Source organism: Methylobacterium oxalidis, assembly GCF_007992195.1.
GTDB lineage: Bacteria > Pseudomonadota > Alphaproteobacteria > Rhizobiales > Beijerinckiaceae > Methylobacterium > Methylobacterium oxalidis.
This window is the reverse complement of record NZ_BJZU01000010.1, coordinates 1-22,679: the sequence shown is the minus strand read 5'-3', so window position 1 is coordinate 22,679 and position 22,679 is coordinate 1. Positions and strand designations below refer to the sequence as shown.

General features: G+C 73.4%; 21 protein-coding genes. 7 read left to right on the top strand and 14 right to left on the bottom strand.

Translation table 11 applies throughout. The features are described 5' to 3' along the window. Positions 1-78: 78 nt before the first annotated feature. The gene (locus MOX02_RS04070; RefSeq protein WP_147024450.1) at positions 79-1,650 is read right to left on the bottom strand and encodes a cation:proton antiporter; all 1,572 of its coding nucleotides are present in this window, start codon (positions 1,648-1,650) and stop codon (positions 79-81) included. 183 nt (positions 1,651-1,833) lie between these two features. On the opposite strand from MOX02_RS04070, the gene MOX02_RS04065 reads away from it, so the two are divergent. Then, positions 1,834-3,462, top strand: coding sequence for a gamma-glutamyltransferase family protein (locus MOX02_RS04065; protein ID WP_147024449.1), 1,629 nt, complete (start codon positions 1,834-1,836; stop codon positions 3,460-3,462). A 9-nt stretch (positions 3,463-3,471) separates the two neighbouring features. Here the strand turns inward: MOX02_RS04065 and MOX02_RS30980 are convergent, their stop codons facing one another. Beyond that, a complete protein-coding gene (locus MOX02_RS30980; protein WP_170267656.1) occupies positions 3,472-3,624 on the bottom strand; it encodes a hypothetical protein in 153 nt (50 codons plus the stop codon). Between the two features lie 383 nt (positions 3,625-4,007). Here MOX02_RS30980 and oxlT point away from each other — a divergent pair, with 383 nt between their 5' ends. Beyond that, complete coding sequence (gene oxlT / locus MOX02_RS04060; RefSeq protein WP_147024448.1) at positions 4,008-5,300, top strand: oxalate/formate MFS antiporter; 1,293 nt, start codon at positions 4,008-4,010, stop codon at positions 5,298-5,300. A 79-nt stretch (positions 5,301-5,379) separates the two neighbouring features. On the opposite strand, the gene MOX02_RS04055 is transcribed toward oxlT, so the two are convergent. Together MOX02_RS04055 and MOX02_RS04050 are read right to left on the bottom strand one after the other, a co-directional pair. Next, on the bottom strand, positions 5,380-5,889 hold the full coding sequence (locus tag MOX02_RS04055; protein WP_147024447.1) for an OsmC family protein: 510 nt from the start codon (positions 5,887-5,889) through the stop codon (positions 5,380-5,382). Positions 5,890-5,957: 68 nt separating this feature from the next. Continuing rightward, entirely contained in the window at positions 5,958-6,725 is a 768-nt protein-coding gene (locus MOX02_RS04050) for an ABC transporter ATP-binding protein (RefSeq protein WP_147024446.1), read from the bottom strand. A gap of 170 nt (positions 6,726-6,895) precedes the next feature. Here MOX02_RS04050 and MOX02_RS30975 point away from each other — a divergent pair, with 170 nt between their 5' ends. Further along, the gene (locus MOX02_RS30975) at positions 6,896-7,072 is read left to right on the top strand and encodes a hypothetical protein (protein ID WP_170267654.1); all 177 of its coding nucleotides are present in this window, start codon (positions 6,896-6,898) and stop codon (positions 7,070-7,072) included. Positions 7,073-7,081: 9 nt separating this feature from the next. Here MOX02_RS30975 and MOX02_RS04045 read toward each other — a convergent pair whose 3' ends face one another. Then, positions 7,082-7,930 (bottom strand): ABC transporter permease, encoded by an 849-nt coding sequence (locus MOX02_RS04045; protein ID WP_147024445.1) that lies wholly within the window; start codon positions 7,928-7,930, stop codon positions 7,082-7,084. 41 nt (positions 7,931-7,971) lie between these two features. Then, a complete protein-coding gene (locus tag MOX02_RS04040; protein WP_147024444.1) occupies positions 7,972-8,955 on the bottom strand; it encodes an aliphatic sulfonate ABC transporter substrate-binding protein in 984 nt (327 codons plus the stop codon). A 208-nt stretch (positions 8,956-9,163) separates the two neighbouring features. Between MOX02_RS04040 and MOX02_RS04035 the strand changes: the two genes are divergently transcribed. Together MOX02_RS04035 and grpE are read left to right on the top strand one after the other, a co-directional pair. Continuing rightward, positions 9,164-11,956, top strand: a complete 2,793-nt coding sequence (locus tag MOX02_RS04035) for a [protein-PII] uridylyltransferase (RefSeq protein WP_147024443.1) — start codon at positions 9,164-9,166, stop codon at positions 11,954-11,956. 93 nt (positions 11,957-12,049) lie between these two features. Continuing rightward, a complete protein-coding gene (gene grpE, locus MOX02_RS04030; RefSeq protein ID WP_147024442.1) occupies positions 12,050-12,664 on the top strand; it encodes a nucleotide exchange factor GrpE in 615 nt (204 codons plus the stop codon). Positions 12,665-12,719: 55 nt separating this feature from the next. On the opposite strand, the gene MOX02_RS04025 is transcribed toward grpE, so the two are convergent. The 4 genes from MOX02_RS04025 to MOX02_RS04015 all read right to left on the bottom strand — a co-directional run bounded on the left by MOX02_RS04025 (position 12,720) and on the right by MOX02_RS04015 (position 14,485). Then, a complete protein-coding gene (locus tag MOX02_RS04025) occupies positions 12,720-13,115 on the bottom strand; it encodes a phospholipase A2 family protein (protein ID WP_238179721.1) in 396 nt (131 codons plus the stop codon). Positions 13,116-13,214: 99 nt separating this feature from the next. After that, positions 13,215-13,976, bottom strand: coding sequence for an outer membrane protein (locus MOX02_RS04020; protein WP_147024441.1), 762 nt, complete (start codon positions 13,974-13,976; stop codon positions 13,215-13,217). Positions 13,977-14,042: 66 nt separating this feature from the next. Next, positions 14,043-14,183 carry a hypothetical protein gene (locus MOX02_RS30970; RefSeq protein ID WP_170267652.1) on the bottom strand — a complete coding sequence of 47 codons (141 nt, stop codon included), beginning with the start codon at positions 14,181-14,183 and terminating at the stop codon, positions 14,043-14,045. Then, positions 14,180-14,485, bottom strand: coding sequence for a hypothetical protein (locus MOX02_RS04015; protein ID WP_147024440.1), 306 nt, complete (start codon positions 14,483-14,485; stop codon positions 14,180-14,182). The genes MOX02_RS30970 and MOX02_RS04015 overlap by 4 nt, the downstream gene beginning before the upstream one ends. Positions 14,486-14,627: 142 nt before the next feature. Between MOX02_RS04015 and MOX02_RS04010 the strand changes: the two genes are divergently transcribed. After that, entirely contained in the window at positions 14,628-15,467 is an 840-nt protein-coding gene (locus MOX02_RS04010; protein ID WP_147024439.1) for a DUF6502 family protein, read from the top strand. A gap of 11 nt (positions 15,468-15,478) precedes the next feature. Beyond that, on the top strand, positions 15,479-16,825 hold the full coding sequence (locus MOX02_RS04005) for a DUF5666 domain-containing protein (protein ID WP_147024452.1): 1,347 nt from the start codon (positions 15,479-15,481) through the stop codon (positions 16,823-16,825). Positions 16,826-16,854: 29 nt separating this feature from the next. Here MOX02_RS04005 and MOX02_RS04000 read toward each other — a convergent pair whose 3' ends face one another. The 4 genes from MOX02_RS04000 to MOX02_RS03985 all read right to left on the bottom strand — a co-directional run bounded on the left by MOX02_RS04000 (position 16,855) and on the right by MOX02_RS03985 (position 22,608). Beyond that, positions 16,855-18,207, bottom strand: a complete 1,353-nt coding sequence (locus MOX02_RS04000) for an ATP-binding response regulator (RefSeq protein WP_147024438.1) — start codon at positions 18,205-18,207, stop codon at positions 16,855-16,857. Beyond that, on the bottom strand, positions 18,204-19,388 hold the full coding sequence (locus MOX02_RS03995) for an FIST N-terminal domain-containing protein (RefSeq protein WP_147024437.1): 1,185 nt from the start codon (positions 19,386-19,388) through the stop codon (positions 18,204-18,206). The genes MOX02_RS04000 and MOX02_RS03995 overlap by 4 nt, the downstream gene beginning before the upstream one ends. 164 nt (positions 19,389-19,552) lie before the next feature. Then, entirely contained in the window at positions 19,553-20,524 is a 972-nt protein-coding gene (locus tag MOX02_RS03990; RefSeq protein ID WP_373866713.1) for an FAD:protein FMN transferase, read from the bottom strand. A 2-nt stretch (positions 20,525-20,526) separates the two neighbouring features. Then, positions 20,527-22,608, bottom strand: coding sequence for a 4Fe-4S binding protein (locus MOX02_RS03985; RefSeq protein WP_147024451.1), 2,082 nt, complete (start codon positions 22,606-22,608; stop codon positions 20,527-20,529). Positions 22,609-22,679 lie beyond the last annotated feature (71 nt).

The following is a 22,679-nucleotide window of genomic DNA, read 5'->3' as shown; positions in this document are numbered from 1 at the left end:
GGGGCGCCGGCTCCGCCTGCGCCGGCCCGACACGACCGCGCGCGGGGTCTCCTCTCCCGAACAGGCGAGTGCCGCGCCTCACGTCTCCGCGCGGGGCGTGACGTTGAGCTCGGCCCAGTCGAACTCCTCCTCCAGCACGTAGTAGGCGTCGTCGCCGATGCCGCCCTCGCGGCGCAGCGCCAGCACCCGGTCGCGGGCGGCCGAGATGGCGCGGCGGCGGGCGTCGTCGGCGGGCAGGGTCTCGGGGGCGAGGCCCTCCTCGTGGGTTTTCGCCTCCTTGAGCGCGGCCACGAATTCCTGGCGCAGGGCCGCGGTCGATTCGCTCTCCTGCGGGTCGAGGCTGTCGAGGGCGGCGGCGTAGGCCTCCGCCCGGGCCCGCCCGACCTCGCGCCCGACCGGGTCGTCGTCCTCGAGGCCGAGGCGCGCCAGCAGCGGCCCGAGGGTCAGCCCCTGGATCACCAGCGTGCCGATCACCACGCAGAAGGCCGTGAACACGATGAGGTCGCGGTAGGGGAAGCCGCCGTTCTCGCCGCCCTGCGGCAGGGCCAGCGCCGCCGCGATGGTGACGATGCCGCGCATGCCCGACCACGACAGGGCGAGCGCCGCCTTGAGGCCGAGCGCCGCGTCCGAGGTGCCGGGCCGCGGCCGGCGGTGGCTCGCGAATTCGAGCCGGTCGAGGCCGCTCGCCGGCAGAACCCAGGCGATCCGCACCAGCACCACGGTGAGGAAGACCATGCCGGCGAGGATCAGCGCGGTGGTCTGCTCGGCCTCGTTCAGCCGGTCGAGGATCGGGCCGATCTGGATGCCGATCAGAACGAAGGCCAGCACGTTGAGCACGAACACCGCCGTGTCCCAGACCGCGTACGACAGGATGCGGGTGCGCGGCGGCGTGATGCCGGGGGAGAAGCGCGCGACCGTGATGGCGAAGCTGACGACCGTCAGGACGCCCGACATCTCGAGCCCCTCGGCCGCGATCCAGATGCCGAAGGCGGCGACGAACTGGAGCACGATGACGCTCGCCGCGTCCGCGAAAAGGCGCATCACCGCGACGTAGACGAAGGCGAGGACGGGCCCGGCCACGAGACTGCCGACGACGCCGAGCAGGAAGGTCGGCGCGATCTCGCCGGGGTGGAAGCTGCCGGTGATCGCCGCCGCCACGGCGAGGCGGTAGATCAGCAGGGAGCCCGCGTCGTTGAGCAGGCTCTCGCCGCGCAGGATCGTGGTGAGCCGGTGCGGCAGGGGCACGTGCCGCAGCACCGAGAGCGCCGCCACCGCGTCCGGCGGGGCCACCACGGCCCCGAGCACCACGCAGGCCGCGAAGGGCATCTCGGGCACCACGGCCTTGGCCACCACGGCGACCGCCACCGTCGTCACCGCCACCGCGCCGAGGGCGAGGCCGCCGATCGGCCGCCAGTTCGCCCTCAGGTCGCGCAGCGATGTGTCGTAGCCCGCATCGAGCAGGACGGGCGCGAGGAAGAGCGCGAGGGCGAGCTCCGGGTCGAGCTTCAGGTTCGGCACGCCCGGCACGAAGGCCAGGGCCACGCCACCGAGCGCCAGGAAGGCGGGATAGGGAGCGCCCACCCGCCTGGCGAGCGCCGCCAGCAACACCGCGCCCAGGAGGACGCCTACGACCCACTCGAAGATCACCATTCCGTGACGGGAGATAGGGCGGGGCCGCCCGGCGCGAAGGGCGGGCCGATGCGGTCTCGATCCGTGACAGGCCACGCGCCGCGGATACAACCTTCGATCCGGGTGCCTTCCCCCGGACGCTCCCGTCGCCTAATCCATCGGGTTCGAGCCTCGATCGGGTTCGAGCCTTGCAAACGGATCGCCATGCCCGAGACACTGAGCCCCCGGTTTGAGAGCCCCGAGACCCCGACCTTCGCCCACGGCGCGGTCGCCGCGCCCCACAGCCTCGCGGCCGAGGCCGGGCGCACCGTGCTGGCTCAGGGGGGCAACGCCGTCGAGGCGATGATCGCGATGGCGGCGGCGATCGCGGTGGTCTACCCGCACATGAACGGGATCGGCGGCGACGGCTTCTGGCTGGTGCGCGAGCCGGGGGGCCGGGTGCGCGGCATCGAGGCCTGCGGGCCGGCCGGGCGCCTCGCCACGATCGCGCGCTATCGCGACAGGGGGCTCGACGCGATCCCCGCCCGGGGGCCGGACGCCGCCGTCACCGTCGCCGGGGCGGTGGGCGGCTGGGGGATGGCCGAGGCCCTCGCCCGGGCGCTCGGCGGGCGCCTGCCCCGCGACGTGCTCCTGGCGGACGCGATCCGCCACGCGCGGGAGGGCTGCGCCGTCTCGGCCTCCGAGGCGCGCTACGTGCCCAAGGAACTCGACACGCTCCACGACGCGCCGAACTTCGCCCCGACCTTCCTGAAGGAGGGCAGGCCCTGGCCCGCGGGCGAGATCCGCCGCCTGCCGGCGCTCGCCGCCACGCTGGAGCAGCTCGCCCACGCGGGCCTCGACGACTTCTACCGGGGCGATATCGGCCGCGAGATCGCCGCCGACCTGGAGCGCCTCGGCGCGCCGGTGACCCGGGCCGACCTCGAAGCCTACGCCCCGCGCGAGCGTGCCGCCCTCTCGATCCGGCGCCGGGGCGCCACGATCTTCAATTTTCCGCCGCCGACGCAGGGGCTCGCGGCCCTCCTCATCCTCGGCATCTTCGACCGGCTCGACATCCGCGAGCCCGAGACGGCGGCCCATTACCACGGGCTGATCGAGGCGACGAAGCGGGCCTTCGCGATCCGCGACCGGGTCGTCACCGACTTCGACCGGCTGCGCGCCGACCCGGCGGCCTTCCTGACGCCGGATCGCCTCGCCCGCGAGGCGGCGGCGATCGACATGGGCCGGGCCGCCGCCGTGCCGCTTCGCAACCCCGGCGAGGGCGACACCGTCTGGATGGGCGCGATCGACCGCGACGGCGTGGCCGTCTCCTACATCCAGTCGATCTACTGGGAGTACGGCTCCGGCACGGTGCTGCCCGCCACCGGCATCCACTGGCAGAACCGGGGCATGTCGTTCTCCCTCGACCCGAATGCGGTGAACCCGCTGGAGCCGGGCCGGCGCCCGTTCCACACCCTGATCCCGGCGCTGGCCACCTTCGACGACGGCCGGGTCGTCGCCTACGGCAGCATGGGCGGCGACGGGCAGCCTCAATTTCAGGCACAGGTGTTCACGCGCTACGCGGATTACGGCATGAGCCCCGCCGCCGCGGTCGACGCGCCGCGCCTGCTGTATGGGCGGACCTGGGGCGCGGAGTCGCTGACCGTGAAGGTCGAGGACCGCTTCGATCCCGGCTGCATCGCCGCGCTGCGGCGCATGGGCCACGACATCGAGGAACTGGGCGGCGCCTACATCGACTCGCTCGGCCATGCGGGCATCCTCGTGCGGCACCCCGGCGACGGCCGCATCGAGGCGATGCACGATCCCCGCTCGGACGGCGGGGCGCTCGGCCTCTGAGGCGGGGCCTCACTCCGTGATCTGCGGCCGAAGGGCGAGCTGATCGAACAGGCGGGCGGGCGCCGCGTCGATGGCCGGGCCGTCGGAGGCTTGCGCGTACCGGCCGGGCGCGGCGCAGGCCCGCAGGCTGGGCGCGGTGCGGCCGACCTGGGGCCGCACCACGTGCGTGTCGCCGCGATCGAGCGCCCTCGAGCCGTCGGTCGTGCTGCCGGATCCCCGCGGCTTCCGCCACCCCGGCCGGGCCGGTTCGGGCCATCTCCAAGGGCGGCGCCCTGAGCCGGCTTGAAGACTCCACCCCTTGCTCCGCCGGCTTTCGAGCGGAAAAAGCCGATTTCCATTGGAATTTGGCGCGCCGCGAGCTCGGAAACCCCCGATTTGCGGAGAAATATCTTATCCTGCTCAGGGAATCGCCGCGCGGGCGATGCCCGCCCGCACCTCATCCCGCCCCGTGCAGGATCCCGGCGCCGGCATCGCCCGGGCTCGGTCCGGCAACGCCTCCGGGTGGCACGTCCGTTGCTAACGCTCTCGACCGCAAGGAGCGCATAATGGATACGACAAACCCGTCTCGCCGCTGGATACAACTTCTGCTTGGGCTGATCGTCATGATGACGATCTCGAGTCCCCAATACGTCTGGACCCTGTTCGTCAAACCCTTCCAGACGAGCACGGGCGCCTCGCTCGCGGCCGTCCAGGTCACGTTCACCCTGGTGATCGTGCTGCAGACCTTCTTCTCGCCGGTGCAGGGCTGGCTCATCGACCGGTTCAGCCCCAAGCTGATGATCGCGATCGGCGCCGCGCTGAGCGGCCTCGGCTGGGTCGCGGCCTCCTACGCCGAGAGCCTGTTCGCCCTCTACGCCACCTACGGCCTGCTCTGCGGCCTCGGCACCGGCATCGTCTACGTCGGCATCGTCGGGCTGATGGTGCGCTGGTTCCCGGATCGCCGCGGCTTCGCGGTGGGCGTCGTCGCCGCCGGCTACGGCATGGGCGCGATGATCACGACCTTCCCGATCACCAACCTGATGGCGGAGACCGACTTCCGGCACACGCTGCTCGTGTTCGGCCTCATCCTCGGCGCGGTCGGGCTCGTGGCCGCCCTCTTCCTGCGCGCGCCGGCCCCCGGCGAGATGCAGGCCCTGCCGGAGACGAAGCTGATCTCCGCGGCCCAGGACACCGCCCCCAAGGCGATGCTGCGCACGCCGCTCTTCTGGCTGATGTTCGGCATGATGGCGATGATGTCGACGGGCGGCCTGATGGTGGTGGCGAACTTCGCCAACTTCGCCCGCGAGTTCGGCGTGGCCGACGCCACCCTGGTCTTCTTCGGCTTCGCCTTCGCGGCCCTGCCCTTCGCGCTCACCTTCGACCGCATCACCAACGGCCTGACCCGGCCCTTCTTCGGCTGGGTCTCGGACAATATCGGCCGCGAGAACACGATGGCGATCGCCTTCGCGGGCGAGGCGCTGGCGATCTGCCTGCTGCTCTACTACCGCGAGAACGCCTACGCCTTCGCCCTGCTCTCGGGCCTGGTGTTCTTCGCCTGGGGCGAGATCTTCTCGCTGTTCCCCTCGATCCTCACCGATACGTTCGGCACCAAGCACGCCACCACGAACTACGGCTTCCTGTACATGGCCCAGGGCGTCGGCTCGCTGCTCGGCGGCCCGGTGGCGGCGCTCATCCACGACGCGGCGGGCAACTGGATCCCGGTCTTCAGCATCGCCATCGGCCTCGACCTGCTGACGGCGGTGCTCGCCTACTTCGTGCTGAAGCCGATGCGGCGGAACTGGCTCGGGGCTCCCCGGCCGGCCGAGAGCGCGCCGCTCGCCAATCCCGCGACGGTCTGAGGGCGCGGGCCGCTCGGAAGGACGAAGGGGGCGGGATGCACGGAATCCCGCCCCCTTCGCGTTCCACGATTCCGGCCGCTCAGGCCTTGGCGGCGCTCACCGCGAGCTCGGGCCGGTGGTTCAGGGTCTGGAAGACCACGCAGTAGCGCTCGGTCAGCTTGAGGAGCTGGTCGAGCTTCTCCTGGGGCGCGTCGGTGTCGAGCTGGAAGGCGAGGCGGATCGCCCGGAAGCCCACGGGCGCCTCCTTGTCGACGCCGAGCGTGCCCCGGAAGTCGAGGTCGCCCTCCGCCGAGACGGTGCCGGCGCGCAGCGGGATCTCCAGGGCGGTCGCCACCGCCTTGAGGGTCACGCCCGCGCAGGCGACGAGGGCCTCGAGCAGCATGTCGCCCGAGCACAGCTCCGCCCCCGAGCCGCCGGTGGCCGGGTGCAGCCCCGCCACGGCCAGCGCGCGGCCCGTCTCGACCTTGCAGGCGATGCTGGTGTCGTCGAGGGAGCCCTTGGCCTTCAGGGTGATGACGGCTGCGTCGGGCGTGCTGCGGTACTGGTCCTTGAGCGGGGCCTGAAGTGCGCGCAGGGCGGTGGCGTCCATGGGTGTTTCCTCGTTCGGGTGGATCGAGGGCGGTCTACCCTGCCGCGGAGCACTCGGCCAGCGGGGCGCTACCACCAGTTGGCGTTCTGCGGCGCCGCCTCGGCCGGGCGCAGCGAGCGGTCGAGGGCCGCGAGGATTCTTCGCGCCGCCGCCTCGCTCTGGGGGGCGGCGGGGTCGCGGGGGCGCGGCAGCGGCAGCGGCACCGTGTCGTCGAGGCGCCCGGGCTTCGGGCGCATCACCACCGCCCGGTCGGCAAGGGCCACCGCCTCGGCGACGTCGTGCGTGACGATGAGCACGGTCGGCCGCACCTCCTCCCACAGGGCGAGGAGGTGCCCATGCAGGTCGCGGCGGGTGAAGGCGTCGAGGGCCGAGAACGGCTCGTCGAGGAGGAGGACCCGCGGATTCGCCACGAAGGCGCGGGCGATCGAGACCCGCTGCTGCTGCCCGCCCGAGAGCTCCCGCGGCCAGCGGCCCGCATGCTCCGCGAGGCCCACCCGCTCCAGGGCGTGCGCCACCCGGGCGCGGCGCTCGGGGCCGGCGAGGTGCGCGAGGCCGAAGCCGACATTGTCGGCGACGCTGAGCCAGGGCAGCAGGCGCGGCTCCTGGAAGACGAGGCCGACGCCCGGGTGCGGGGCCGTGATCGCCTCGCCGTCGAGGCGGATCTGGCCCGCGCTCGCCCGGTCGAGGCCCGCCACGAGGCGCAGCAGGGTGGTCTTGCCGCAGCCCGAGCCGCCGATCAGCGCGACGATCTCGCCGGCCGGCACGGCGAGTCCGATGCGCGAGAGCGCCTGCGTGCCGTCGGCGTAGGTCTTGGACAAGTCCTCGATGCTGAGCAAGGGCGGCTCCGGCCGGTCGCGGGGCGCGGGAAAAATCCCGGCCCTGTGACATTCACATGAAACGAAACGTTTCTCGACGCATTGACCTGCTCGGACGGCAAGGGTCCGTGTCGGGCATCACCGAGAGCGGGCGGCTGCGAGAAAGGCGCGTCGCGGGAGACGAAGGCATCATGTACCGGAGCGATCTCAACCCACCCCATACGGGTCCGGCCTCGGACCCGATCCTGTACGGGATCGCCTCCGGGCTCGCCGAGCTGTTCCCGCCGGTGGAGGCGTCGCGCCCGACGCGCCGGGAGGCGGACACCGCGCCCGAGAGCGACGAGGAGCGCGACGAGACCGCTCCCTGAGGGCGCCCCCTACAGGCTGTCACGGGCCGTGTCCTGCCAGCGGATGAGCGGCCGGGTCAGCAGCACGAGCAGCGCGTCGGCGAGCTTGCCGAGGATCGCGAAGGCGATGATCGCGGCCAGGATCTGGTCCGGCTTGCTGAATTGCTGCCCGTCGACGAGGAGGTAGCCGAGGCCCTCCGACGCGCCCATCAGCTCCGCCGCCACCACGAACAGGAAGCCGAGGCCGAGGCCGGTGCGCAGGGAGACGAGGGTCGCCGGCAGCACGGCCGGCAGCAGGATCCGCCGCGCCAGCGCCGTCTTCGACAGGCGGAAGATCCGCCCCACCTCCACGAGCTTGCGGTCGACCGAGGCGATGGCGCCGGCCACGCCCACGTAGACGGGGAAGAACACGCCCACCGCGATCAGCGCCACCTTCGGCGTCTCCAAGATGCCGAGCCACAGGATGAACAGCGGCACCCAGGCGAGCGAGGGCACCGCCCGCAGGGCCTGCAGGCTCGGGTCGAGGAGGTGGCGGGCGATGGGCAGGGTGCCGGTGAGGGCCCCGGCCAGGATGCCGGCCGCCGAGCCGGCGGCGAAGCCGAGGAGGACGCGCAGGAGCGTCGCCGAGACGTGGGTCCAGAGCTCGCCCGAGGCGGCGAGATCGTAGAGCGCCGCGCCGATCCGGCTCGGCGGCGGCAGCAGGCGCCCCTGCGCCAGGCCGTAGCGCACCGCCAGTTCCCAGCCGAGCGCCAGCACCACCGGCAGCGCGAGGCCCGCGAGCGTGCGGGCCCCGTGCCCGAGAACGGAGGCGCCGCGGCGGCCCTCCGCCGCGGGGACGGGCGCCGCCGCGCCCTCGGATGCCAGGATCTGTGCCGTCATGCGGCTCGCCCTAGCACAGGCTGAGGCGAAAGATCAGGCGCTCAGGGCTTCGCGCCCGGGTTGAATTGCGGGTCGATCAGCCCGTCGACGGCCGCCGCGACGTTCGTGTCGGCCGGGATCACGCCGGCCTGCTGCAGGGCGAGGCCCGCCGCGCGGATCGCCTCGGCCTGGGCCGGGCCGACATTCGGCTGGCTCAGGTCCGTCCGCTCGAGCTGGCGGCTGACCACCGCCTCGGGCAGCTTCGTGGCCGCCACGAGCGCCGCCCGCAGGGCGGCCGGGTTCTCGATCGCGTAGGCGCGGGCCTTCTCGTAGGCCGATATCACGGTGCGCACGAGGTCCGGGTTCGCCTTGGCGAAGTCCTCGCGCACGTCGAGCACGCCCCAGGTGTTGGCGGCGGGGTCGCGGAAGAACAGGACGTCGTCGCTCTCGATCTCGGCCGCCGCCATCATCGGGTCGAGGCCGGCCCAGGCGTCGACGTCGCCCCGGTCGAGCGCCGTGCGCCCGTCCGGGTGCTGCAGCAGGACGAGCTTGGCGTCCTTCTCCGTCAGGCCGGCGCCCTGGAGGGCCCGGATCAGGAAGATGTGCGGGTCGGTCCCGCGGGTCACCGCGACGCGCTTGCCCTTGAGGTCGGCGACCTTGGTGATGCCCGTCTCCTTGCGGGTGACGAGGGCCGTCCATTCCGGCCGCGAGTAGGCGTAGACGACCTTGATCGGGTTGCCGTTGATGCGCGCGAGAAGCGCCGCGGCGCCCGCCGAGGAGCCGAAATCGATGGCGCCGCCGTTCAGGAACTCCAGCGCCTTGTTGGAGCCGAGCGACTGCGTCCAGCGCACCTTGATGCCCTGCGGCTTCAGGGCCTCCTCTAGGAAGCCCTTCTCCTTGAGGAGGAGGCTGACCGGGTTGTAGGTCGCCCAGTCGAGGCGGATCTCCTTGACGTCGGCCGCCCGCGCGGGTGCGGGCAGGATCGCGAGGCCGAGAGCGAGGGCGCCGAGGGCGCGCGAGACTGTCCTGCGATCGAGGCGCGGCATCGTGATCTCCCCTGCCGTTCGCGCCCGGCTGCGCGGGCGTCCGGTGAATGAGCTAGGCAATTCCGTTCGTTTCGTCAAACGAATTTTCCGGATCAGAGAACGCAGTGTGCGATGCGAAGGAGGCTCCGGCGACCGGCGCACCGCTCCGATGTTCCCGCCGTGTTCCGGCCCGCTGGCAGCCCCGGCGTAACGTGCTAACGGGATGGGCATGTTCGACGCTGCCGCCGCCCTGAGCAAAGTCCTGGACAACCTCGACCGCGAGGCCCGCGAGCCCACGAAGCTGCGGGCCGTGCTGGTGCCGGAGCTGCGCGCCGTGATCGAGCGGGGGCACCGGGAGGCGGAGAAGCAGCTCCTGCGCGACCGGGACGGCATCGCCTGCGCCCAGTCCCTGTCGAACCTCACCGACGCGGTGGTCCGGGCGATCCACGACGCGGTGGTCTGGCGCCTCTACCCGAACGACAATCCCTCCACGGGCGAGCAACTCGCGGTGGTGGCCACGGGCGGCTACGGCCGGGGCACGATGGCGCCGGGCTCGGACATCGATCTCCTGTTCCTGCTGCCCTACAAGCAGACCGCGTGGTCCGAGAGCGTCGTCGAGGCGATGCTCTACGTGCTCTGGGACCTGAAGCTGAAGGTCGGCCACGCCACCCGCTCGGTGGAGGAGTGCCTGCGCGAGGGGCGGGCCGACATGACGATCCGCACCGCGCTCCTCGAAGCCCGCTACCTGTTCGGGGCGCGCGGCCTCTACGAGGAGCTCGTCACCCGCTTCGACGCCGAGCTCGTGTTGGGCACGGCCCACGAGTTCGTGGAGGCGAAGCTGCGCGAGCGCGACGCCCGCGTCGCCAAGGCCGGCGCCTCGCGCTACCTCGTCGAGCCGAACGTGAAGGACGGCAAGGGGGGCCTGCGCGACCTCAACACCCTGTTCTGGATCGCGAAGTACACCTACCGGGTGCGCGACCAGGCCGAGCTCGTGAACGCGGGCCTGTTCACCCCCGAGGAGTACCGGCTGTTCGAGCGCTGCGACGAGTTCCTGTGGCGGGTGCGCTGCCACATGCACTTCGCCACGGGCCGGGCCGAGGAGCGCCTCTCCTTCGGCCTGCAGCCGCGCATCGCGGAGCGGATCGGCTACGGCGCGCGGGGCGGCCTCTCGGGCGTCGAGCGCTTCATGAAGGCCTACTTCCTGATCGCCAAGGACGTCGGCGACCTCACCGCCATCGTCTGCGCGGAACTGGAGGCGCGCCACGCCAAGCGCACGCCCGTCCTCGACCGCTGGATCGGCCGCTTCCGCGACCGGTTCCGGGCCACCGCCATCGAGGCTGAGGATTTCTGGATCGACCACGGCCGCGTGAACCTGCGCGCCGAGGACGCGTTCGAGCGCGACCCGGTCAACCTGATCCGGCTGTTCTGGCTCGCCGACCGGCACAACCTCGCGATCCACCCGGACGCGAAGCGGCTCGCCAACCGGTCCTTGCGCCTGATCAACCCGACGCTGCGGGCGGACGAGGAGGCGAACCGCCTGTTCCTCGAGATCCTGACCTCGAAGAACTCGCCCGAGACGATCCTGCGCCAGATGAACGAGGCCGGCGTGCTCGGCCGCTTCATCCCGGATTTCGGCCGCATCGTCGCGATGATGCAGTTCAACATGTACCACCACTTCACGGTGGACGAGCACCTGCTGCGCACGCTCGGCGTGCTCGCCGCCATCGATTCGGGCCGCGCCGAGGAGGACTTCCCCCTCGTCTCCCGCCTCATCGGCACGATCCACAACCGCACCGCCCTCTACGTCGCGATCCTGCTCCACGACATCGCCAAGGGCCGGCCGGAGGACCACTCGATCGCCGGCGCGGCGATCGCCCGGAAGCTCGGGCCGCGCTTCGGCCTCTCCCAGGCCGAGACCGAGATGGTGGCCTGGCTCGTCGAGCATCACCTCCTGATGTCGATGACGGCCCAGAGCCGCGACCTCTCGGACCCCAAGACCATCGAGAAGTTCGCGAGCGTGGTGCAGACGCTCGAGCGGCTGCGCCTCCTCACCATCCTGACGGTGGCCGACATCACGGCGGTGGGGCCCGGCGTCTGGACCGCCTGGAAGGGCACCCTGCTCCGCACCCTCTACGACGAGACCGAGGTGGTGCTCTCCGGCGGCCATTCCGAGATCGCCCGCACCGACCGGGTGCGCCTGATCCAGATGGCCCTGCGCGAGCAGCTCTCGGCCTGGTCGTCCGAGGCGTTCGACGCCTACGCCGCCCGCCACAACCAAGCCTACTGGCTCAAGGTCGAGGCGGTGCGCCAGTTCAAGAACGCGGGCTTCATCCGGCGCCTGACGGAGGAGGGCCGCACCGTCGCCACCGAGGTCGAGACCGACCCCGTGCGCGGCGTCACCGAGCTCACCGTCTACTCGCCCGACCACCCGCGGCTGCTGGCCATCGTCACGGGCGCCTGCGCGGCGGCCGGCGGCAACATCGTCGACGCGCAGATCTTCACGACGACGGACGGCTTCGCCCTCGACTCGATCTTCGTCTCCCGCGCCTTCGAGCGGGACGAGGACGAATTGCGCCGCGCCAAGCGCATCACGGCGGCGATCGAGCGGGCGCTCAAGGGCGAGATCAAGATCGCCGAACTCGTGGCCGACAAGCACCCCCCGTCGAGCGCGCGCGCCAAGACCTTCCCGGTGCCGCCGGACGTGTTCATCGACAACGCCCTGTCGAGCCGCGAGACGGTCGTCGAGATCACCGGCCTCGACCGGCCGGGCCTGCTCTACGAGCTGACGACGGCGCTGAGCCGGCTCTCGCTGAACATCACCTCGGCGCACGTGGCGACCTTCGGCGAGCGGGCGGTCGACGTCTTCTACGTCACCGACCTCACCGGCACCCGCGTCACCCAGCCCGACCGGCAGGCCGCGATCCGCAGCGCCGTCATGGAGGTGTTCGCGGGCGACGTGGCCGCGCTCAAGGCCGAGGGGCTGGAGGCGCTCGTCGCCGCGCCGCCGCCGCGGGAGGCGTGAGGCCGGCTCCGGGTTGATTTCGCGGGCGCGCCGCCTGATATCAGCGGCCATCCCCGAATCCCTGCCCCGAATCCTTTCCGACGACAAAACGCGATGATGATGAGCGACATGGAGCACGATGGCCGGCGCGAGGACGCGAGCCGGAGCGCCGGAGAGGCGCCCGAGACGGGCTTCGGCGAGGCAACACCGGAGGCGCAACCCGGCGCGGACGCGCTGGCGAGCCTGAGCGCGGAGCGCGACGAACTGAAGGACCGCGTCCTGCGCACCCTCGCCGAGATGGAGAACCTGCGCCGCCGGACCGAGCGCGAGGTCGCCGACGCCCGCACCTACGCGGTGACGAACTTCGCGCGCGACATGCTGAACGTCGCCGACAACGTGCGCCGGGCCATCGAGAGCGTGCCCGCCGAGGCGCGCGCGGGCGCGGACGGCGCCCTCAAGGGCCTCCTCGACGGCATCGAGCTGACCGAGCGCGACCTCGCCAAGACCCTGGAGCGGCACGGGGTGAAGCTCGTGGAGCCGCAGGGCCAGCGCTTCGACCCGAACCGCCACCAGGCGATGTTCGAGGTGCCGAACGCCGAGGTGCCGGCGGGCACGGTCGTCCAGGTCGTCCAGTCCGGCTACGTGATCGGCGACCGGGTGCTGCGTCCCGCCCTCGTCGGCGTCGCCAAGGGCGGCCCGAAGCCCCCGCCGGCTCCCGACGCGGTCTGAGGCCGCCGCGGCGGATCTTCCGCGCCTCGTCGGGGAGCGCCGCCCCTTCGGCCGCTCAGTCCAGGCAGGGCAGCAGCAGCGCGCCGTCCGAGATGAACTTCGCCTTGTCGCGGATCGATTGCGGCGTGGCCGGGTTGCGGGCCACCAGTCCGGCCTCCGCGTGCAGCCGGTCGTGGCAGGCGCAGTGCGGGATGTCGCCGGGTGGCGGCGTGCAGGCGTCGTGGTGCATGCAGGCGACGTCGAGGGCGTCGACCGGCGGGAAGGCCGGGCCGCGGTTGCCGGGCCCGCAATAGTTCCCGTGGATGAGGAGGGCGCCGCGGCCCGCGTCGAGCCGCGGCAGGTCCTGCGAGAGGGCCGGCGCGGAGAGCGTCAGGGCGAGGCCGAGCGTGAGGCCCGCGGGGATGGCGAGGATCCGCGATCCGCGCGGGCGGGTGAGCGTCGAGATGTGCAAGGCGGGTCCTTCCTTGACCGGGATTGCCCCTCCCGCCGCTCAACATGGGAGCCTGCCGCGCTGCGGCAAGGCTCAGCTTCGCGCCTGCGTTGCGCGAGCCTACCAGCGGTAGTTGAGGCCGGCGCGGACCACGGCGAAGCCCGGATCGGTCCGGCCGATGCCGTAATAGGCTGGCACCGCGGCGTCGTAGACGGTCGCCGTGCTCGCCCAGCCGCGGCGGAGATTGACGTAGAGCGCCTCGATCTTGGCCGACCAGCGGTCGGTGAGGGCGTATTCGAGGCCGCCGCCCACCGCGTAGCCGACCCGGCTCGAATCCGGCAGCGTGCTGGGATAGGCGGCCGCGTAGGTCGCGCGCCCGCCGCCCCCGTAGGCGAAGCCGCCCGTGCCGTAGACCAGCACCCGGTCGAAGGCGTAGCCGACGCGGGCCCGCACCGTGCCGAAATAGTCGAGGTTCGGCGCCACGCTGTCGTAGGGCGTCGTTCCGAGATAGGCCGCGTCGGCCTTGGCGAAGGCGGTGCCCTGGAAATCCGTCTCCAGGCCGAGCACGAGCCCCGAGCCCGGCGTCACCTGGTAAGCGTAGCCGGCCTGGACGCCGCCGAGAAAGCCGCCGCGGTCGCGGCTCGACTGCGCGACCGTGCCGTAGGTGACGTCCGTGAAGCCGGCGGGCGCGCCGCGGAAGCCGTAGCCGGCGTTCACGCCGAGGTAGAACCCCGTCCAGGTGAAGGCAGGCGGGACCGGCAGGGGCGGCGGCGGGGCCTGCCGGGCCGGCAGGTCGGCGGCGGCCGCCTCCCGGAGGAGGGGCAGGCTCGCGGGCAGGAGCGCGGCGAGCGTCAGGCAGGCGGCCGGAAGCGGTCTCGGCATCGGTTTGTCTCGTGTCGGGTCGGGAAGGCCCGCGCCACGGGGCGCGGGACAGGCGGCGCCGCGCCTTCAGAGCGCCAGCATCAGCAGGCCGACGATGGCGACCGCGAGGATCAGGCAGATCGCGAGGTCGAGCACCCGGGCGCCGCCGCAGGGGTCGGGGTCCTCGATCCGGCGCATGAGCGAGGCGGGGATGGAGGGGCCGGTCACGGGTGCCACCGGGTCTCGAGGGCGAGGCGGGTGGCCGCGCCGGGGCGGCCGGGGTCGGGAGCCGCCGCCCCGCGCGAGGGGGTGAGCGGGGCGGCGGCCTGCTGCGTCCCGGGTCGGGCGGCGCGGTGGACCTGATCCGCGAGGCCGGTTCCGAGGACGGGCAGGGCGAGGGCGGCCAGGCAGAACAGGCTGCGGCGAAGGGGTGCGAGGGCGAAGGCCGGTGCGGGCCGGGGTGCGGCCGCCGTCCGTAGCATGATCGGCGGCAGCTTTACGGCTGCGGGGAGGATCGGTCGTGTGCGCATCGGCGTTCGCCCGTGGGAAATTTGACCACGCAGCTGTGCTACGTGTGCAGAATTCCCACGTCAACGCGGAATTGACGTCTCACGGTGCGTTCGCGCACGTTGTGGGATTGCGTCCCACACTGCATCCCGTAAACCTGCCCGCATGAGCGAGCCCGCATCCACGCAGCCCGAAGGGGCGAGCCTGCACGCGCCGGTGGCGCGCCTGCTGCGCCCCCTGGTCCGGCTGTTCGTGGCACGCGGCATCACCTTCCCGGCGCTGACGAACCTGCTGCGCGAGCTCTACGTGAACGTCGCGGAGTACGACTTCACCCTGCCTGGCAAGGAGCAGACGGACAGCCGCGTCAGCCTGCTCACGGGCATCCACCGCAAGGAGGTGCGCCGCCTGCGCGGGGCGGGCGCGCCCGTGAGCGCGGTGCCGGTCGCGGTCTCGCGCACGAGCCGGATCATCGCGCGCTGGCTCGCCGACCCGCGCTTCACCGACCGCGCGGGCCGGCCGCTGCCGCTGCCGCGGGCGGGAGAGGGCGGGGAGGCGTCCTTCGAGAGCCTCGTCGCGGGCGTGACGCGGGACCTGCGGCCCCGCGCCGTCCTCGACGAGTGGCTCGACCGCGGCCTCGCCACGCTCGATCCCGAGGGCCGGATCGTGCTCGCGCAGAGCGCCTACGTGCCCAAGGGCGGGGGTGAGCCGCAGCTCTACTATTTCGGGCGCAACCTCCACGACCATATCGCGGCGAGCGTCGCCAACATCGTCGGCGAGGCGCCCCGGTTCCTGGAGCGGGCGGTGCATTACGACGGGCTCTCGGAGGATCTCGCCAAGCGCCTGGAGGCCCGCGCCCGCGAGATCGCCATGGAGGCCCTGCAGCAGGCCAACCGCGAGGCGCACGCCGCCTGTCAGACGGATCCCGGCGGCAGACACCGCTGGAATTTCGGCCTCTACGTCTACGCCGAGGACGTTCCCCCCGCCGCCTCGGGCGACCCGGCGTGACGGTGCCCCCGATGCGCCACCCGACCCGCCGCGGCCTGCTGCGTCTCCTCGCGGGCCTCGGCGCGGCCTGGCTGCCGGGGCCCGGCCTCGGGGCGCCCGACGCGCCCATCCGCGACCAGGGCATCGGCGGCACCGGCGCCCGTCTCGGGGAGGGGGAGGGCGGCGGCCCCGGGGAGGGCGACCGCGGCATCGGCGGCACCGGCGTCATCGGCACGATCCGCCGCTTCGGCTCGATCGTCGTCAACGACCTGCGCATCGCCTATCCGGCCGACGTCGCGGTGCGCATCGACGGGGCGGCGGCGACGGCCGCCGACCTCCGGATCGGCCAGGTGGTGCGGGTGGTCGCCCGCGAGGCCGGCGGCGGCCTCTCGACGGGGCGGATCGAGGTCGCGAGCGAGGTCGTCGGCCCGGTCGAGACCGTGGCCAAGGGCGGCCTCACCGTCCTGGGGCAGAGCGTCTCGACGGCGGGGCTCGGGCCCGACTGGCAGAAGCCCTGGGGCGGGCGCCTCAAGGCGGGCGAGCGCGTCGCCGTGAGCGGCCTGCGCCGGCCCGACGGCACCGTGGTGGCGAGCCTCGTCGAGCCGCGGGCGGGCGGGCCGGCCCGGGTGGCCGGCCCGGTCCGCGCGGGCAAGGACGGGGTGCCGATGATCGGGCGGCTGCGGCTCGCCGCGCTCGACCCCGCCCTCGTCGGCCGGCGGGCGCTCGTCACGGGGGAGGCCGGGCCGTCCGCCTTCACGCTCGCGGGCGCCGAGGAGGCGGGCGTCAACCTCGGACCCGGGCTGCGTCGGGTCTCGATCGAGGCCTATATCGGCCGGCGGGGCGACCGCCTCGCCCTCGGCTCCGGCATCGACGTCGCGGGCAACCCGAGCGCCGCGGTGCCGCGCCGCGGCAGCGTTCGGGCGGTGCTGACGACGGACGTCGCCCGCGACGGCCGCCTCACGGTGGAGCGCCTGCGCATCGACGAGCGCGCCGCGCCGGCTCCGCCCGAGCGGCAGCCGGGCGCGCCGAATGCGCCCGGCGCGCCCGGCCGCTTCGAGCGCCTGCCGGACCGGCTCGACCTGCGCGACGGGCTGCCGGGCGGCGCCGGACCGGACCGGAGCGGCCGCCCGGGCGGGTTCGGCGGCCCCGGCGGCAGGTCCGGACCGCGCGGGCTCGACATCGACACCCGGCCCTTCCAGGGCGACCGGCCCGGCGGTCTCGGAGGCTTCGGCGGTGGGCCGGGCGGAGGCGGGCTCGGTGGTGGCGGACCGGGAGGAGGCGGACTCGGCGGGCCGGGCGACGTCCTGCGCGGCGGAGGCCCGGGCGGGCTCGGCGGACCGGGCGGAGGCGGTCCCGGCGGGTTCGGCGGCCGCCGCTGAGGCTGGCCCGCCCCGTCTCGGAGGTCGGATCAGGTCAGCATGTAGGTGAGGAGCGAGCGAAGCTGCGCCGGCTTGATCGGCTTGTGCACCAGCTCGGCCCCGATGCCGGACACCGCGCTCTCGATCTCGGGCGAGTAATCGGCCGTGGTGACGATCACGGGGAGCGGCGCCTGGGCGATGTCGCGCAGGTAGGCCGCCACGTCGAGGCCGCAGGCGCCGTCGTCGAGATGGTAGTCGAGGATGAGGAGGTCCGGGGCGACGAGGCCCGCGGCCACGCCGGCCGCCACCCCGGCGAGATCCCGGTAGGCGCTGACCTCGGCGTCCCAGTTGCGCAGCAGGCGCTGGAGCGCGTCCGCCGTCGACTGGTCGTTCTCCACGATCAGGATGCGGGCGCCCGAGAGGCGCGTCGCGATGGGTGCCGCGCGGATCTCCTCGGCGGCCTCCTCCGTGCCGAGCGGCAGGGTCAGGGCCATGCGGGTGCCGTGGCCGGGGCGGGAGGCGAGGTCGAGCGGGTGGCCGAGGGCCTGCGCCATGCGCCGCACGATCGAGAGGCCGAGCCCGAGGCCCGGCTCCTCGCCGCGGCCCTCTCCGCCTTTGCCCCCGCCGCCGCGATAGAACTCCTCGAAGACGAGGTCGCGCTCGCCCTCGCCGATGCCGCGGCCGGTATCCACCACCTCGATCCGGCAGGTCTCGCCGCGGCGGCGGGCGGCGATCAGCACGCCGCCGCTCTCCGTGTAGCGGACGGCGTTCGAGACGAGGTTCTGCAGGATCCGCTGGAGGAGGACCACGTCGCTCGCCACCACGAGGTCGGGCCCCCGCACGCGCAGGCGCAGGCCCTTGCGCTCGGCGAAGGGCTTGAAGCTCGCCCCGAGGCCGCCGATGAGGTCGCGCAGCGCCACGGGCTTCACCACCGGGCGAACGATCCCGGCGTCGAGTTTCGAGATGTCGAGGAGCGTCTTGATCAGGTCCTCGATGGTCTGGAGCCCGCGCTCGACCTGGCTCGCGATGGCGACCGCGTCCGGCGTCAGGGGCAGGTCGGTGAGGGCCGAGACGGAGAGGCGCGCGGCGTTGAGGGGCTGGAGCAGATCGTGGCTCGCCGCCGCGAGGAAGCGCGTCTTCGAGCGGTTGGCGGTCTCGGCCTCCTCCTTGGCCGCCACCAGCGCCTCGTTCGAGCGCTCCAGGCGCCGCATCAGGCCGGTCAGCTCCTCGGTCCGGGAGCGCACGCGGCCTTCCAGCATGATGGCGGTCTGGAACAGGGCGTAGGCGCCGCCCTGCTGGTCCATGCTCCGCTCGACGCGGGCCATCAGCGCCGCGTTGATGCGCTCCAGCTTCTCGATGCGCCGCTGCAGGGTCTCGTCCGCGGCCTCGGACAGGGCGATCATGGGGTGAGGGCGGCGGGCGGCGCCGGGCGGCCGATGGCGATGCCCGTGAAGGTCTGGTTCAGGTGCATCGAGCGGTACTGCTCGCCGTAGGTCTCGAAGCCGACGACGTTGTAGCGCCGGTAGAGGTCGGCGATGCCGTGGCGCACCTGCCGGCTCTCGGCGTCGAGCCGGCGCAGGATGCACTCGAAGCCGATCACGAGGTCGATGCCGCCGAGCGCCTCGTCGAGGCGGGACAACTCGGCCCGGGTCGCCGCCACGATGTCGCGGGGCTGGGCGAGGGTGAGCACCACGCCCTCGTCGATGGCGCAGAAGAAGCTCAGCGAGCCGTCCGCGTTCATCCGCCGGATCGAACGGCAGAAATACTCGCCGCCGATCTTCACGGCGAGCGGGTAGGCGGCGAAGCTCATCGGCGAGAGCGTCTCCGGGTCGAGCCCCACCGCCATCGCGTATTCGCGGGCCGCCGGCTCGGCGTTGAGCTCGTGGACGATGCGCTGCTCGTCGTCCGAGGCCGTCACCACGAACTTGGTGCCGGTCGGCTCGAAATTGTCGCTCTTGAAGATCTGGACCGGGAACTCGGTCTCGACGAGGAGCACGACGGCGGCGTTGCGGTGGATGCCGCCCTCGTGCAGCAGCACCGTGTCCCGGAAGGTGAGGTCGTCGCCGGCCGAGCCGCCGACCAGGGGGATGCCGTCGAGCGCCCAGCCGATCGCGGAGACCACGGTCTCCTCCGCGTTGGCGAGCCCGTCGATCAGGGAGACCGCGAAGCGGTGCCCAGCCGCGTCGTCGGTGCTGCCCGCCTCGAGCGTGCGCCGCAGCGCCCGGACGGCGCCGGCCGTGCGCTCCACGTCGAGGTGGTCGATCGCGCCGATCAGCGTCGAGACGATGCGGAAACCCCGGCGCGGGAAGGCGATCGCCACGAGGCCGCGGTCGAGCCCGCCCGCGGGCGAGAAGCCGCCGGACATGGTGCAGCCCGTCACCGCCGCGCCGGGCAGGCGCTCGCGGAACGCCCGGTTCAGCTCGTCCGGATCGTATTCGGGAGAGAAGAACGCGACGACCTGCACGGGATCGGCGCCCGCGAAGGCGTCGGCGATCTCGGCCACCGCCTCGCCCGCCAGCCCCGCCTCGGTCCACGCCGTCCGGATCCCGCACAGATGCGCGCGCATCTGCGTGCCCTGTCCCACGTCCCGCTCCCATGGATGTGCCGGGCTCGCAGGCCCGTTTCTTTGAGACGCGAGTATGTCGGTCGCCAGGACTTGGCGCAACTGGCCCATGTGGGCGCAGGACAGCGGGCACCGGGCGCCGGAGCGGCCCGACGGGGGCGCGAATACTGGTGAGCGCGCCGGCCTCACGCCTTCGCGACGAAGCGCACCGCGCAGCCCGGATGGCGCCCCACGAGGTCACGGCCCGCCGCCTCGCCCAGCACCATCGCGGCGGTGGAGAGCCCGTCCGCCGCGAGGCCGCTCGGGGCCGTCACCGTCACCGAGGCGAGGCCGCGGGGCGAGCGCCCGGTCGCCGGGTCGAAGATGTGATGGTCGGAATGATCGGCCGAGAAGCTCGTCGCGTAGTCGCCCGAGGTCGATGCGAAGCCGGCAAAGGGCTCGATCACCGCGGCGATCCGGGCCGGCTCGCGGGGGTCGGCGAGGCCGAGGCGCCAGGGCGTGCCGTCCGGGTGCGCGCCGCGCGCGCCGAACTCGCCGGTGTCGACGAAGGCGTCGCGGATGCCGCGGGCCTCGAGGACCGCCATCACCCGGTCGGCGGCGAAGCCCTGGACGACGCCGTTCAGGGTGAGGGCCGTGCCGGGCTTGAGCCGGATCGCCTCCTCCGAGGCGGAGACGCGGTCCCAGCCGACCCGGGCCACCGCCTCCCGCAGCGCCGCGGCGCCGGGCCGCTCGCCGCGGGCGGCCGCCTCCGCCCACAGGGTCCAGAGGGGCTGCACCGTGGGGTCGAAGGCGCCCCCGCTCGCCGCGGCGAGGTCGAGCGCGTAGCGCAGGGGCGCGAGGAGGAGCGGGTCCGGCCGCTCCAGCACGCCCGCGCGGTTGAGGCGGGCGAGCGCGCTGTTCGCCCGGAACAGGCTCGCGGCGGCCTCGACCGCGCGGATCGCGCCGAACGCCTCGGTCAGCGCCGCCTCCACCGCGCCGGCCTCCGGGCCCGCGACGGTGAGCGAGACGGTGGTGCCGAGAGCGAGGCCCGCGCGGGTGCGGACGGCGAGCCCCTGCGCCCCGGCGAGGGGGCGGAAGGCGCCCGTGCCGAGGCTCGCGCAGGCGAGGGCGCCCGCCGCGCCGAGGAGCAGCCGGCGCCGGGGGAGGGATCGCCGCACCGTCATTCGGCCGCCACCGGCCGGGGCGCGATCGTGCGGCCGCGCTTGCGCGCCACGACCTGCGGCACGCACTGGCCGGGATCGTGGATGATCGTCACGCACTCCATGCACTGGAAGCACTCGGGATAGTCGATCCGGCCCGAGGGCGTGATGGCGCCGTAGCGGCAGCGCACCTTGCAGAGCTGGCAGGGGCTGCCGCACTCGGACCGGCGCGGGATCCAGTCGAGGAGGCGCAGGCGCCCGCCGAGGGCGAGAGCGGCGCCGAGGGGGCAGAGATAGCGGCAGAACGCCTTGTAGACGAAGAGGTTGAGGAGGATCAGGCCGGCCGCGTAGGCGACGAAGGGCCAGGAGCGCACGAAGAACAGGGTGATGGCGGTCTTGAAGGGCTCGATCTCGGCGAGGCTGTCGGCGAGTGGCGAGGCGAGGGCGGCCGCCCCGAGGATTGCGGCGAGCACGGCGTACTTCACGAGGCGCAGGGCGCGGTCGAGGGCCGGCGGCACCGCCACCTGCCGGAGGCCGAGGCGGCGCGCCGGCCAGGCGGCGAGTTCCTGGAGCGCGCCGAAGGGGCAGAGCCAGCCGCAGAAGGTGCCGCGGCCCCAGGCGACGAGGCTTGCCAGCACGAAGGCCCAGAGCAGGAGCGAGGGCGGGTCGTAGAGGAGGAAGTTCAGGCCCCCGCCGCCCAACGCCGCCCGCACGAGGCCGACGAGCGTCACGATCGAGAGCTGCGCCTGCGCGTACCAGCCGATGAACAGGAGCGTGAAGGCGAGGAAGGCGAGGCGAAAGGCCCCGAACCGGCGCTGATCCGCCACGAGGCCGCGCTGGCGCGACAGCACCGGCACGAGGAGGCCGAGGGCGGCGGCGATGGCGCCGAGTTCCCAGCCCCGCGCCGTCCAGGAATCGGTCCAGCTCGGCCCCGCCTCCGGCTTCTCGCGGACGAAGAGGCTCTCGGGCAGGGCGTAGTCCGCCGCGAAGTCCCGGGCGACCCGCTCGACGAGGATCTGGCCGCGCTCGCGCACGATCTTCTCCGAGAGCGACCAGTGCCGGCTCGGGTCGAACCCGGCCTGGGCCGCGATCCTCAGGATGGTCCAGGGGCCCTCCGGCAGGCCCGCCATCCCGCCGCCGCGCCGCTCGATCGCCATGTCGCGGGCGTTGACGACGAGGCCCTCCTGCTGGATCGCGATCCGGTCGGGGATCGAGCCCATCACGAAATCCTCGCCGAGCGGGTTGAGCGGCCCCGCGCTCACCACCAGCACCGCGTGGTCGCCCGGTCCGAGTTCCCGCGTCAGGGCGGCGAAGCGGGCCTCCCCCAGGAGGTTCCGGCCGATCGTGGGCACGTTCAGGTAGGCGAAGACGAGGTCGGTGAGGGGGACGTCGGCCGGCCCCTCGGCCCGCCCCTCGACGCCCGTGCCCCTGAAGGCGGCCTCGGCCTGCCCGTTCGTCACCACGAAGCGCTTGGCGTAGCCGCGGGCGAGGAGATCGGCGAAGGGCAGGGGCTCGAAGGCGTCCGTGCGCGCCTCGACCTTCAGGCCGAGATTGGCGGCCGCGCCGAAGCCGAGCCTGCGCCGGGCCACCGCCAGGGCGGCGTTGAGGATCGACTCGTTGATCACCCGGGTCGAGGCGGTGGCCATCGAGATTCCGTCGACCACGCCCTGCGGCGGCGCCCCGCTCGCCCGGGCGTTGGCGCGGCCTACCCGGATCGCGCGCCGGGCCGAGAGGCCGGCGTACTGCTCCACGAAGGCGAAGAGCGGCTCGGAGCCGAGCCCTTCGAGGAAGACGGGCTCGTGGTGGGAGAGCACCTTCACCTCGCGGAAGCTGCCGTCCGGCGCCAGCGCCACCAGGAGGTTCGGGGGCGTGCCCGCGAAGCCGGGGATGGGGGCGAGGTCGATCGACTCGAAGGCGTAGGCGAAGACCTCGTAGGAGCCGGCCTCCTGCTTGAGGATCGGCCAGACCGGCAGCGCGTCGTCGCGCTCGCCGACGACGAGGGGCGGGGGAAAGAACCGCTCGACGCCGGCCCGGTCGAGGGTTCCGGCGCCGGCCCGCAGGGAGAGGAGGAGCAGGATGCCGAGAAGGAGGATCCGCTGCAGGGCGCGCCGCGCCCCCTCTCCCGGACGGGCGAGGTGGGGCGCGGGCCCCCTCTCCCGTTCGGGAGAGGGTC